The 12,656-nt window shown below is 67.6% G+C and carries 14 protein-coding genes; 9 read left to right on the forward strand and 5 right to left on the reverse strand.

Annotation, left to right across the window (positions count from 1 at the left end):
* The first annotated feature begins 4 nt into the window (after positions 1–4).
* Both NM962_18800 and NM962_18805 read left to right on the forward strand, forming a co-directional pair.
* The gene (locus NM962_18800; GenBank protein ID UVO11941.1) at positions 5–721 is read left to right on the forward strand and encodes an RDD family protein; all 717 of its coding nucleotides are present in this window, start codon (positions 5–7) and stop codon (positions 719–721) included.
* Positions 718–1,878, forward strand: a complete 1,161-nt coding sequence (locus tag NM962_18805) for a cystathionine gamma-synthase (GenBank protein ID UVO11942.1) — start codon at positions 718–720, stop codon at positions 1,876–1,878. The genes NM962_18800 and NM962_18805 overlap by 4 nt, the downstream gene beginning before the upstream one ends.
* A gap of 32 nt (positions 1,879–1,910) precedes the next feature.
* Here NM962_18805 and greA read toward each other — a convergent pair whose 3' ends face one another.
* Both greA and NM962_18815 read right to left on the reverse strand, forming a co-directional pair.
* Complete coding sequence (gene greA, locus NM962_18810) at positions 1,911–2,405, reverse strand: transcription elongation factor GreA (protein ID UVO11943.1); 495 nt, start codon at positions 2,403–2,405, stop codon at positions 1,911–1,913.
* A 123-nt stretch (positions 2,406–2,528) separates the two neighbouring features.
* Positions 2,529–2,951, reverse strand: a complete 423-nt coding sequence (locus NM962_18815; GenBank protein UVO11944.1) for a DUF4307 domain-containing protein — start codon at positions 2,949–2,951, stop codon at positions 2,529–2,531.
* 153 nt (positions 2,952–3,104) lie between these two features.
* On the opposite strand from NM962_18815, the gene mca reads away from it, so the two are divergent.
* From mca to NM962_18830, 3 genes are all read left to right on the forward strand, one after another.
* A complete protein-coding gene (gene mca / locus NM962_18820; protein ID UVO11945.1) occupies positions 3,105–3,977 on the forward strand; it encodes a mycothiol conjugate amidase Mca in 873 nt (290 codons plus the stop codon).
* Positions 3,978–3,994: 17 nt separating this feature from the next.
* Positions 3,995–4,282: a hypothetical protein gene (locus NM962_18825; protein ID UVO14825.1), complete on the forward strand. Its 288-nt coding sequence runs from the start codon at positions 3,995–3,997 to the stop codon at positions 4,280–4,282.
* Between the two features lie 108 nt (positions 4,283–4,390).
* Complete coding sequence (locus NM962_18830) at positions 4,391–4,759, forward strand: DUF732 domain-containing protein (protein ID UVO11946.1); 369 nt, start codon at positions 4,391–4,393, stop codon at positions 4,757–4,759.
* A gap of 6 nt (positions 4,760–4,765) precedes the next feature.
* On the opposite strand, the gene NM962_18835 is transcribed toward NM962_18830, so the two are convergent.
* Both NM962_18835 and pstS read right to left on the reverse strand, forming a co-directional pair.
* The gene (locus NM962_18835) at positions 4,766–5,878 is read right to left on the reverse strand and encodes a PPE family protein (GenBank protein ID UVO11947.1); all 1,113 of its coding nucleotides are present in this window, start codon (positions 5,876–5,878) and stop codon (positions 4,766–4,768) included.
* A 9-nt stretch (positions 5,879–5,887) separates the two neighbouring features.
* Complete coding sequence (pstS, locus tag NM962_18840; protein ID UVO14826.1) at positions 5,888–6,997, reverse strand: phosphate ABC transporter substrate-binding protein PstS; 1,110 nt, start codon at positions 6,995–6,997, stop codon at positions 5,888–5,890.
* A gap of 179 nt (positions 6,998–7,176) precedes the next feature.
* Between pstS and NM962_18845 the strand changes: the two genes are divergently transcribed.
* On the forward strand, positions 7,177–9,240 hold the full coding sequence (locus tag NM962_18845; protein UVO11948.1) for a thioredoxin domain-containing protein: 2,064 nt from the start codon (positions 7,177–7,179) through the stop codon (positions 9,238–9,240).
* Positions 9,241–9,250: 10 nt separating this feature from the next.
* Positions 9,251–9,634, forward strand: a complete 384-nt coding sequence (locus NM962_18850) for a nuclear transport factor 2 family protein (protein ID UVO11949.1) — start codon at positions 9,251–9,253, stop codon at positions 9,632–9,634.
* 19 nt (positions 9,635–9,653) lie between these two features.
* On the opposite strand, the gene NM962_18855 is transcribed toward NM962_18850, so the two are convergent.
* Positions 9,654–10,367: a hemolysin III family protein gene (locus NM962_18855; protein ID UVO11950.1), complete on the reverse strand. Its 714-nt coding sequence runs from the start codon at positions 10,365–10,367 to the stop codon at positions 9,654–9,656.
* Between the two features lie 75 nt (positions 10,368–10,442).
* On the opposite strand from NM962_18855, the gene NM962_18860 reads away from it, so the two are divergent.
* Positions 10,443–11,252: an isoprenyl transferase gene (locus NM962_18860; GenBank protein ID UVO11951.1), complete on the forward strand. Its 810-nt coding sequence runs from the start codon at positions 10,443–10,445 to the stop codon at positions 11,250–11,252.
* Between the two features lie 7 nt (positions 11,253–11,259).
* A complete protein-coding gene (locus tag NM962_18865; protein ID UVO11952.1) occupies positions 11,260–12,627 on the forward strand; it encodes a hypothetical protein in 1,368 nt (455 codons plus the stop codon).
* The last annotated feature ends 29 nt before the right edge of the window (positions 12,628–12,656 follow it).

Genomic DNA, 12,656 nt, shown 5'->3' on the forward strand with positions numbered 1-12,656 from the left:
GGAGATGACCGACTTTCCGCCGCCCCCGCAGGGCAACTACCCACCCCCGTCCGGTGACTTCCCGTCGCAGGGCAACTACCCGCCACCTCCCGGCAACTACCCGCCGCCTCCGGGTAACTACCCCCCGCCACCCCCGGGCAATTACCCGCCTCCGCCTCCCGGGAACTACCCCCCGCCGCCGCCGGGAAATTACCCGCCACCACCTCCGGGCTACGGCGCGTATCCGGGAGCGGTCGGAAACCCGGTGGGCCAGCTGCCGCAAGAGGCCTACACCTCATGGCTGACTCGCGTCGGCGCCTACTTCATCGACTTCCTTCCGATCCTGGTGCTCTACGGCATTCCGTCGATCATCGCCGGAACCACCGCCGACAGGGAGTGCATCACCAGCTCCGACGGATTCGCCTGCACGGTCACGCCGTCGAGCACCGGAGCGGCGCTGATGTTCGTCGGCTGGCTCGCCGCGCTGGCCTACGGGATCTGGAACTTCGGCTATCGGCAGGGCACCACCGGATCGAGCATCGGTAAGTCGGTGCTGAAGTTCAAGGTGGTCTCCGAAGCCACCGGCCAGCCCATCGGGTTCGGGATGTCGATCGTGCGCCAGTTGGCACACATCATCGACGGCGCGATCTTGTGCATCGGCTACCTGTTCCCGCTGTGGGACGCCAAACGTCAGACGATCGCTGACAAAATCATGACCACCGTCTGCTTGCCGATCCGTTGAGTCAGAAGCAACCCCACGGCAATACGGGCCTGTCCACTACTGCGATTCACGCCGGGTTCCGTCCGGATCCGGCAACCGGGGCCGTCAACGTACCGATCTACGCCAGCAGCACCTTCGCCCAAGACGGCGTCGGCGGTCTGCGTGGCGGATTCGAGTACGCGCGCACCGGCAATCCGACCCGGTCCGCACTGGAGACTGCGCTCGCCGCCGTGGAGCGCGGCCGATTCGGTCGGGCCTTCGGTTCGGGGATGGCCGCCACGGACTGCGCGTTGCGGTCGATCCTGCGCCCCGGCGATCATCTGATCATTCCCGACGACGCCTACGGGGGCACCTTCCGGCTGATCGACAAGGTTTTCACCCAGTGGGGGGTGGCACACACCCCGGTGGCGCTGTCCGACCTGGACGCGGTCCGCGGGGCACTTACGGACAAAACCAGGCTGATCTGGGTCGAGACCCCTACCAACCCGCTGCTGTCGATCGCCGACATCGCGGGCATCGCGGCCATCGGCAAAGAAGCCGGCGCAAAGGTCCTGGTGGACAACACCTTCGCCTCGCCCGCGCTGCAGCAGCCGCTGACGCTGGGCGCCGACGTGGTGTTGCATTCGACCACCAAATACATCGGCGGCCACTCCGACGTGGTGGGTGGCGCGCTGGTCACCGATAACGAAGAACTCGACGCGGCATTCGCGTTCCTGCAGAACGGGGCTGGCGGCGTACCTGGTCCCTTCGATGCCTACCTGACCCTGCGCGGCCTGAAGACCTTGGTGCTGCGGATGCAGCGGCACAGCGAGAACGCCGCCGTGGTCGCCGAATTCCTCAACGGGCATCCGGCAGTGAGCCAGGTGCTCTACCCGGGCCTGCCGGAGCACCCCGGCCACGATGTCGCCGCGGCGCAGATGCGCGGGTTCGGCGGCATGGTGTCGGTCCGGATGCGTGGTGGACGAGCCGCCGCCGAAAAGCTGTGCGCCGGAACCGAGATCTTCATCCTGGCCGAGTCGCTGGGCGGCGTGGAGTCACTGATCGAACTACCCGGCGCGATGACGCATGCCTCGACGGCGGGTTCGCAACTCGAGGTTCCCGACGACCTGGTGCGCCTGTCGGTGGGCATCGAGGACATCGATGACCTGATCGCCGACCTGAAGCAGGCGCTGGACTAACGCGACGAGCCCCCCAATCGGGGCTCAGGGGCTCAGGAGTGGTAGGGCTCCGCGCTGACCAGGGTCACCTTGACGGTCTTGCCGCTGGGCACCGTGTAGCTGCGCTCCTCGTCGACCTTGGCGCCCAGCAGGGCGTGGCCGAGCGGCGAGTTCGGTGAATACACCTCGAGCTTGTCTTCGTTGACGCCCTCCTGGCGGGTGGCGATCAGGAACGTCTCGGTGTCGGACTTGTCGCCGTCGTAGAAGACCTTGACCACCGAGCCCGGCAATGCCACACCGGACTGCGTCGGAGCCTCGCCCACCTTGGCGTTGTTGAGCAACTCCTGCAGCTGCCGGATGCGGGCCTCCTGCTGGCCCTGCTCCTCACGTGCGGCGTGGTAGCCGCCATTCTCGCGCAGGTCGCCTTCTTCGCGGCGGTCGTTGATCTCCGCGGCGATCACCGGACGGTTCGCGATCAGCTGGTCGAGCTCCGCCTTGAGCCGGTCGTGTGACTCCTGCGTCAACCAGGTCACCTGGGTGTCCGTCATCTCACTGTGCTCCTTGCGTCGTCGGATCCGGCGCCATCGGGCAGCGGGGGGCGACATCGTTCTAATGCAGCAATACACGGTCCCAGCTGGAACCGTGTATCCATACAGGGTACCACCGCGGCATCATGGCGATCGTAAGTAATCGGGCACGTCGCTGCCGCAACCGTAGACGTCGCCCATGACAGGTTGCTGGGAAGATTTCACCGTCGTGGTCACCTGTACGGTGGCCGACTCCGACGGCGGAATCAGCACTTCCCGGCGGCCAACCTCGCTGCCGTCGCTGGATCGGACCCGCACGATGCAGGCCGCAGGAGTCGACGGGTCTGATCGAGTCACGCTGAACTTGACCGAGACCGTCTGGTCGTCGAGCACTTCGTAGCCGTACAACTCGCCCTTGACCTCGGCGGTGGCAAAACGCTGGTAGCCCACTACCGCGATGGCGGCGACAGTGGCGATCGCCAGCGCACCCAGGGCGATTGCCAGCAACCGACGGGGCAGGGCACGGCCCTGGGTATCCCCGTATCGGGCCGGCTTGGAGTCGGTCATCGTGAGGTGTCCCATGGTCAACGGTGGATTCGGGAGCGATTACCGCACCCGCCGCAGGTGGTGTAACGATGGGGGCCGGAAACCATCTGGAACTATAGGCGTCCGGTCCGGGGTTCCGGCAGGAGGAACCTGGAGGGAACGGGGAATGTGCGCATGAGTGGACTGCGACTGATGGCGGTGCACGCCCACCCCGACGACGAGTCGAGCAAGGGCGCGGCTACGGTGGCCCGCTACACCGCCGCTGGGCACCGGGTGATGGTGGTGACCCTGACCGGTGGCGAGCGCGGCGACATTCTCAACCCCGCGATGGACCTGCCCGATGTGCACGGAAACATCGCCGCGGTCCGGCGCGACGAGATGGCGAAGGCCGCCGAGATCCTCGGGGTCGAGCACCACTGGCTGGGCTTCGTCGACTCCGGCCTGCCCAAGGGCGACCCACTGCCGCCGCTGCCCGAGGACTGTTTTGCCCTGGTGCCGCTGGAGGTGTCCACCGAAGCCCTGGTGCGGGCGGTGCGCGCGTTCCGTCCGCATGTGATGACCACGTACGACGAAAACGGCGGCTACCCGCACCCCGATCACATCCGTTGTCACCAGGTGTCGGTGGCCGCGTTCGAGGCCGCCGGCGACCATCGACTCTTTCCCGACGCCGGTGAGCCCTGGTCGGTCGCCAAGCTCTACTACAACCACGGGTTCCTGCGGCAGCGCATGCAGCTGTTGCAGGACGAGTTCGCCCGCAACGGCGAGGTCGGCCCGTTCGCCAAATGGCTGGAGCACTGGCAGCCCGACCACGACGTGTTCGCCGACCGGGTGACCACCCGCATCGAATGCGCTGACTACTTCAGCCAGCGTGACGACGCACTACGCGCGCACGCCACGCAGATCGATCCCAACGGCGACTTCTTCGCCGCGCCGATCGAGTGGCAGCAGCGGCTCTGGCCGACGGAGGAGTTCGAGCTGGCCCGGTCTCGGGTGCCGGTTACTCTGCCGGAGACGGACCTGTTCGCCGGGATCGAGGACAACGGATGAACCATGCTGTGCTGACCATGCTGTGGCTGGCGGCCGACGATATCGTGGCCGATGGCGTGCCCCGCGATACCGGGCCGGATTTCGGCAAGGCCAGCCCGTTCGGGCTGTTGGTCATCGTGCTGCTGATGCTCGGCACGTTCGCGCTGGTGTGGTCGATGAACCGTCAGCTCAAGAAGTTGCCGGAGTCGTTCGACCGGGACCACCCCGCCGCGGACCAAGCCGCCGACGAGGGGACCGTCGGGTCCGGTCTGTCCGGGGATCTCCCGGGCGACGACGGGCCGGGCTCGCCGCCGCAGACGTCGTAGCTAACAACTCCCGAACGAGGAGTTTCGTGCATGCGACCTCCGGATTAACCTTTGCCCCTTCGGGTTTCGGCAGTAGCGCGCGTATCGCCGACGCTGGCACAGCGTGAGATGATTGCCCGGACCGCGGCGTGGGAGAAAGGTTCGGGGTTGGCCATGCTCGGAGATCGCTCACCCGGGTTGGCGGTTTCGCCGATCATCTTGATGGTGCTACTGGTCGGCCTCATCAAGGTTCCCGCCGTGCACGCCGATGCGGTCGACACCACTTTCCTGGGCGCGCTCAACTCCAAGGGCATCGACTTCGCCAATGGTCAGTCGGCGGTCATCGCCGGCCATGAGGTCTGCGACGAGCTCGACAGCGGCCGGCAGAAGAACGATGTGGTGTCCGAAGTGATGCAGAGCAGTCAGCTCGACGGCTACCACGCCGGTTTCTTCGTCGGGGTCAGCGTCAGCGCGTTCTGCCCGAGGCATCACGGCTAATCCTGCTCAGCCCGCAGATGGTGGCTTCGGCATGACCGGGCCCCGCAGCTCCAAACCGACTTCCAGGTCCTCGTACTTTTGCTGCTTGCGTTTACGCCAGCCACTGCCCGCGGCATTCGACGGGGGCATGATCGGCGGCATGATCGGCGGGACGCCGGCGAACGTCGTGGACTGGCCTGCGGGCAGCGGTGCCGCCGACGACGCCAGCTGCACCGGCGCCTGTGTCGCGGCCAGAAACCCCGCCGCGGCGGGTGGCGCGGTCAGCGGGCCCACCTTCACCCCGACACCGATAGCCGCCGCGGGCATTTCGGTAAGGCCGGCGGCGCCCAGCGCTCCCAGGCCCCCGAGCGGCATCGCCGGGATCAAGGCGGACTCGCCCTCGGCAAGGCCTTGCGCCATGGCGGTATTGACGTTCTGCAACGCCTGCGCCGACGTGTTCTGGGCGAGGTAGCTGAGCAGGTTGATCGGGAATCCGGATGACACGAACTGGTTCGCGTAGGTGTTCGCCAGGCCCGTCCAACTAGCGTTGGGGTCGAATGTGGGCAAGGACGACTCCAATGACGCCAAAGTTGAACCCGCAGAGGTGGTTCCGCTGTTGGCTGTCGCGGGTGCCGGAGGGCTGAACGAGGGAAGTGTGGTGGCTTGCGCCGAGGCCGCCCGGTAGCGGGTCATCGCGGAGGTGTTGTTCGTCCACATGCCCAGATACTGGCTCTCGTTCTCCGCGATTGCCGCGGAGTTGGTCCCGAATCGATTGGACGCCAGTAGTTGCACTCGGCGAGTGCGGTTGGCGTTGATCGCTGCAGTCGGGGCCACCGCCGTGCGGACCGCTTCGAAAGCCGCAGCGGCTTGCTGCATCGAGGCGGCGGTGCGCCGGCACTGCTGTGCTGTGGCACGCAGCCACAGCAGGTAGGGCTCGGCGGCCTGCACCATGGCTGTCGCGGAACGCCCGCGCCATGAATCGACCAATGACGACAGCGCGGCGACATAGTCGTCGGCGTATTCATCCAGGCAGGTGCCGAGCTGTCGCCACGCGGCCGACCCCTCAATGAGGGATCTCGCGCCGGGTCCGTTGTGGACCAGCGCGGAGGTGACCTCGGGGGGCGCCGCAACGAACCGCATGGCGTGGTTTCAGGTGATCGCGCTGATGGCGGCCGAGAGGCGCGACTTGAACGCATCGGGGATGGAGACGTAGCCGTGGTCGGCCAGCTCGTTCTGGCCGTCGCCGATCGCGCTCTGCAGGAACGCGCGCACCGCGGTTCCGACCTGCGGATCGGGATACTTCGAGCAGACCACCTCGTAGGTGGCCAGCACGATCGGGTAGGCGCCGGTCTGGTTGGGTCGATAGAAGGAGATGGTGTCCAGCGCCAGGTCGTTGCCTTCGCGGATGAACCAGGCCGACAGGATGGTCTTGCTGACGGATTCCTCACTGAGTGACACCGGATCTGGGCCGGCCGAGGTGATGACGGCGGCCATGCCCAGGTGGTGGCTCTGGGCGAATGACCACTCGGTATAGGTGATCGATCCCTCGAGGTCGGCCGCGGCCGCGGCGACGCCCTCGTTGCCCTGGGCGCTCCGGCCGGCAGCGCCGTTGAACGTTCGACCGGCCCCCTTGCCCCAGGTGCCCGCGGATGCGGTGTCCAGGTAGCGCTGGAAGTTGTCCGTGGTCCCGGACGCGTCGCTGCGCGACACCACTCGAATCGGCAGGGCGGGCAGGTCGGCGCCGGTGTTGAGGGCGGCGATCGCGGGATCGTTCCAGGTGGTGATGGTGCCGTTGAAGATGTTGGCCGCGGTGGGGCCGTCCAGATTCAGCGAGGCCACACCGCCTAGGCGGAACGCGATGGCAACGGGCCCGAACACCAACGGCAGGTTCCATACCGGCGCGCCGCAGCGCTGCTGGGCGCGATCGTATTCACCCTTGCTCAGCGGCGAATCAGATCCACCGAAATCCGTTTGGTCGGCCATGAACTCGTCGATGCCCGCGCCGGATCCGTTCGGCTGGTAGGTCAAGCTCTGGCCGGGGCAGGCTCGGCTGAACGACGCGGCGAACCGCGTCATGGCGTTGGCCTGAGCGGTGGATCCGCTGGCCTTCAGGTTCGGGTGCCCGCCACAGTCCACGCCGGAGTCTGGAGCCGGTGCCGCGTGGCGCGGAGCTGTCGCGTCATGGCTCTCGCTGCACCCGGCCAGCAGCACAGCGCCCGCGGCCAGCAAGCTCGGTACGGCACGTCGATTGATGTCAATCACATCCCTCGGGTCGTCTCACCGGCGAATGCTAGCAATGGTGTAGTCCTGCAACAATGGTGCTCTACAGGCGAATTCAAGTATTCAGCAACCGTTTTCGAACTGGTCATGAGCTGTATGGACATCGTCCGCGCGTGGGTCTCAGCGTCCGCTGTGTCGCTCAGGATTAGCGTGGATGGATGGCCAACCGTCTCGCAGCGTCCGCCAGCCCCTACCTGCGTCAACACGCCGACAACCCGGTGCACTGGTGGGAGTGGACGCCCGAGGCGCTGGCCGAGGCCGCCGAGCGTGACGTGCCGATCCTGCTGTCAGTCGGCTACGCGGCCTGCCACTGGTGTCACGTGATGGCGCACGGTTCCTTCGAGGATGCCGAGGTCGCCGCGGCGATGAACGAGGGCTTCGTGTGCATCAAGGTGGACCGGGAGGAGCGCCCGGATATCGACGCGATCTACATGACCGCCACCCAGGCTCTGACCGGGCGCGGCGGCTGGCCGATGACCTGTTTCCTGACCCCCGACGGCCGGCCGTTCTACTGCGGCACGTACTACCCCAAAGATGCGTTCTTGAATTTGCTTTCGGCGATCACCGGCACTTGGAACGAGCGCCGTGACGAAGTCGAGGAGGCTTCGGACAACATTGCCAACGAGCTGCGCTCGATGGCCGCAGGACTGCCGGGGGAGGGGCCGCCGGTCGACGCGATGCTCTGCGACGCCGCGGTGGCCGCGGTGCTGCGTGATGAGGATGTCACCCACGGCGGATTCGGCGGTGCACCGAAGTTCCCGCCCTCGGCGCTGCTGGAAACCCTGCTGCGTCACCACGAACGGACCGCGACCCGCCCGGCGCTTCAGGCGGTGGAACGCGCCGGTGCGGCGATGGCCCGCGGCGGGATCTACGACCAGCTTGCCGGCGGATTCGCCCGCTACAGCGTCGACAATGCCTGGGTGGTACCGCATTTCGAGAAGATGCTCTACGACAACGCGTTGCTGCTGCGGGCCTACGCGCATTGGGCCCGGCGCACCGGCGATCCGCTGGCCACCCGGGTGACCGCTCAGACTGCCCGATTCCTACTTGAAGAGTTGTCCGACGGCGGGATGTTCATCTCGTCGCTGGACGCCGACGCCGCCGGACAGGAGGGCTTGACCTATGTGTGGACGCCCGAGCAACTGACCGAAGTTCTCGGCGCCGACGACGGGGCCTGGGCGGCAGAGATTTTCGAGGTGACGGCAAGCGGCACGTTTGAGGCCGGCGGTTCAGCGAGGCTCGACGCAGGAGAGGGGAAGCTGGGACCGCCGAATGAACAGGGTACCTCGGTGCTGCAGTTGCTGGTCGATCCCGATGATCCCGAGCGCCTTGACCGGGTTCGCCAGCGGCTGCTGGCCGCCCGGCGGCTTCGGCCCCAGCCTGGCCGCGACGACAAGGTGGTGACCGCTTGGAACGGCATGGCGATCACCGCGCTAGCCGAAGCCGCTGTGGCACTGGGAGATCCGAGCCTGGCTACCGCGGCGCAGGAGTGCGCCGCCAAGCTGCTCGACCTGCACCTGGTGGACGGCCGGCTGCGGCGGGCCAGCCTGGGTGGCCGGGTGGGGGACAGTGCCGCGATCCTGGAGGACTACGGCGCCCTGGCCACCGGACTGCTCAGCCTGCATCAGCTCAGCGGTGAGCAGAGTCTGCTCGATGCCGCCGCCGGCCTGCTGGACACCGCGCTGGCCCACTTCGCCGATCCGGACGCACCCGGGCGCTGGTTCGACAGCGCCGACGACGCCGAAGCACTGATGCTGCGCCCCAGCGACCCGATGGACGGTGCCACTCCGTCGGGCGCGGCGTTGATCACCGAGGCGCTGCTGACCGCGGCCCACCTGGTCTCCGCGGACCGTAGCGAGCGCTACCGTCAGGCGGCCACCGATGCGCTGGCGGCGCATGCCGCGTTGCTGGAGCGGGTACCCCGCGCGGTCGGGCACTGGCTCGGCATCGCCGAGGCCTCCGTGCGCGGTCCGCTGCAGATCGCGGTGGTCTGCGAGAGCCCGGACTCGGCACTGTTGGAGCAGGCGCGCCGGCTGGCGCCCGGCGGGACGATCGTGGTCGGCGGAACGGCTGACTCATCGGGGCTGCTGGCCGGACGAGGCCGGGTCGACGGCAGCGACGCGGCCTACGTCTGCCGGGGCCCGGTGTGCGACCTGCCGGTGCGCAGTGCGGCGGAGTTGGCGGCCGCCCTTGGAGTGCCCGCGGATCCGGCATCCGTGTAACGTGCGGCACATGACGAGCGCACCGGACAAGGCACAGGCCATCACCGAGACCGTCCACCGCTACATCGAGCTGGTCGGCGGCGGCGACGCCGATGCGCTGGTCGGGCTTTACGCGTCCGACGCCACCCTGGAGGACCCGGTGGGTGGCGAGGTGCACATCGGCCATCAGGCCATTCGTAACTTCTACTCGGCCATCACCGGACTGGACCGCAAGTCGGAGCTGGTGTCGCTGCGAGTCGCCGGTAACGAGGCTGCCTTCCAGTTCGCGCTGACCATCACCAACGGTGACCACCGGATGCTCATCGAACCGATCGACGTGATGGTGTTCGACGGCGAGGGCAAGATCGCCGGGATGAAGGCCTACTGGTCGGCGGAGAACATCACCCAGCTGTAAGCCCGTGAGGTAGGCACCGCTAGTGCAGCACCGCGAACCAGATCGCGATGTACTGGCAGATCGCGGCCACGGCGGTGCAGGCGTGGAAGAACTCGTGGTAGCCGAACGTCGCCGGCCACGGGTCCGGCCATTTCAGCGCGTACATGATCGCGCCGACGCTGTAGAGCATTCCGCCGGCAGCCAGCAGCACCATCGCCGCGACGCCGGCGTTGTGCATGATCGTCGCGATGAAAAACGCTGACACCCAGCCCAGCAGCAGGTAGAGCGGCACCCCGACCCACTTGGGCGCGGTCGGCCAGCACAGCTTGAGCACCACCCCGGCCAGCGCGCCACCCCACACGATCGTCATCACCAGCCGTTCTTGGTCGCCGTGGTCCATCGCCAGCAGCGCGAACGGGGTGTAGGTGCCGGCGATGAAGACGAAGATCATCGCGTGGTCGAGCCGCTTCATCCGCATCCGGGCGGCGACGGTCTTCCAGGTGATCCGGTGATAGGTCGCGCTGACCGCGAACATGCCCACCACCGAGATGGTGTAGGCCAATGTCGCCAGACCGGCCTCGAGCCCGGACATCGACCAGGCCACCGCGGTCAGGGTGATCCCGGCGATGACGGCGACGATTGCCGACACGAAGTGAATCCACCCGCGTGCCCGCGGTTTGGTGTGCGGGCCGGTGATGTCTGCCGGCAGATCGTTCGGATTCGGCTCGGCGATGGTGTCGGTGTGGGTGCTCATGCGCCTTCCTGAACTCCACGCGGATCCCGGACTGATTCCCGTCATTGCTTTCAGATCACAGTAGTCTGGGTTTTTGTGGCAATCATCCCGGCGCGCTTGAAGGAGCCGCTGTACCGGATCTACGAACTGCGCCTCCGGCAGGGCCTGGCGGCGTCGCGGTCGAACCTACCCCGCCACATCGCTGTTCTCTGCGACGGTAACCGCCGGTGGGCGCGCGATGCCGGCTACGACGACGTCAGCTACGGCTACCGGATGGGCGCGGCCAAGATCGCCGAGATGCTGCGGTGGTGCGCCGACGCGGGCATCGAGATGGCCACCGTCTACCTGCTGTCCACCGAGAACCTGCAGCGCGACCCCGCCGAACTGGCTGCACTCATCGAGATCATCACCGATGTGGTGGAGGAGATCTGCGCGCCCGCGAACCGGTGGAGCGTGCGCACGGTCGGAGACCTGGCATTGCTGGGTGAAGAACCAGCTCGTCGCCTGCGTGAGGCCACGGAAGGCACAGTAAGCACCGCCGATCCTGACCGCGCAAGCTCGCGCCTGCACGTCAACGTCGCAGTCGGCTACGGCGGTCGGCAGGAGATCGTCGACGCTGTGCGCGGCCTGCTCGGCAAGCAGCTGGCCAACGGCGCCACGGCCGAGGAACTGGTCGACGCGGTGACCGTCGAAGGCATCTCGGAGAACCTCTACACCTCGGGTCAGCCCGACCCGGACCTGGTGATTCGCACCTCCGGGGAGCAGCGGCTGTCCGGCTTCCTGCTGTGGCAGAGCGCCTACTCGGAGATGTGGTTCACCGAGGCGCACTGGCCGGCGTTTCGCCGGGTCGACTTCCTGCGCGCGCTGCGCGACTACAGCGTGCGGCACCGGAGATTCGGGCGGTAGCGAGGGAGTGGTTGTGTTGTCGGCGCTGGTCTTCACCCTGAGTTGGTGGCTCGGGATGTACCTGTTGGCGCGCGACCCGCGCAAACCGGTGCTGGTGCTGGCCGCGGTCGGGTTGTGCGGCTTCGCCGCCGTGGTGGCCGCCGACGCGGTCCGTGCGGTGTGGCATCCGGTGCTGCTCGGTCGGGTGGAGATCTACCTGGCGGTGGTTCCCGGGGTGGCCTGGTTCGCCGTGCTGTTGGAGCTGGCCCGGCCGTGTGATCGCTGGACCGGTCGGGCGCGCGACGTGACGTTCATCGGCGCGGTTGCAGCGGCGGCACTGGTTGGCGCGACCTGGGCCGGCAGCGTCGAAGGCCCGCCGCGGGCCGGACACTGGCTGCTGTTCGCGGTGATCTCGGTGTCGACGTTGGCGGCGATGGTCAAGGCGCTGATCCGGCCCGCGCAACCCGGTTCGGTGCTTGGGGTGGCCGCCGTCGCGACGCTGTTCTTCGCCCTGGCCAACGCGATCCTGATCATCCCGCTCGGCGTGGTGCCCAGCGGGATCGCGCTGGCCAGCACCGGCGTCGACGTGCTTCTGCTGGGCCTGGCGGTGGCGCTGTGGGATGCCTTCGACGAAGGCCAGGCGCTGCGGCTGGACATGCTGCGGTCATTTCTTGCCTGCGTCGCGATGGCGGCGTTGCTGGGTGGGCAGGCGCTGATCGGATTGTGGTTGACCCGGCCCGAACCCGTGGCGCAGACCGCGCTGACGGTGCTGCTGTTCACCACGATCGCGGTCGGGATCGAGGTCCAGGTGTTCGTCGACCGGCTGGCCGGATTCTGGGACCGGCTGGCGTTCTGGCGCTCGCCGGCGTTGCGCGCCGACCGAGCCGTGCTGCGCGGCACCGAGGCGGCGCTGGCGCTGCGCTCGACCGGCCCGCTCGACGACCTCGACGAGGAGACCTTCGTCCGGCTGACCCGCCGGGCGCTGGGGCACTACGGCGACCTGTCGAAGCTCGTCGCCAGCCCGCTGACCGCGCTACCGGTCATCGACGAGCGATTGGCCGCCCGCGGCGCGCCCGACGCACCGCTGGAACGAGCCAACGAACTCAAAGCTCTGCTCGCCGACCGAATCGCCGCACTCAAGCCGCGTGACTGCGGCGAGTTCGGCACCACCGAACAATGGCGTCACTACAACGCCCTGTACTTCCCCTACGTGGTCGGCGTGCGTGCCTACGCACAGAACGCCACCGCGGCCGGACTGGATCCCACCGCACGCCAAGCTTGGCAGTGGCTGGTGACCGAGGTGCCGCAGCGTTCGCTGCACAACTGGCAGAACGCCGGGGCCCGGGTGATCGCTGCAGACCTGCGGGGCCGGATGACGGTGTCGCCGGCTCTCTGACCTGCGCTTGGCAGCGCTTGGCAGCGCCA

This window comes from Mycobacterium sp. SVM_VP21 (assembly GCA_024758765.1).
GTDB classification, from domain to species: domain Bacteria; phylum Actinomycetota; class Actinomycetes; order Mycobacteriales; family Mycobacteriaceae; genus Mycobacterium; species Mycobacterium heraklionense_C.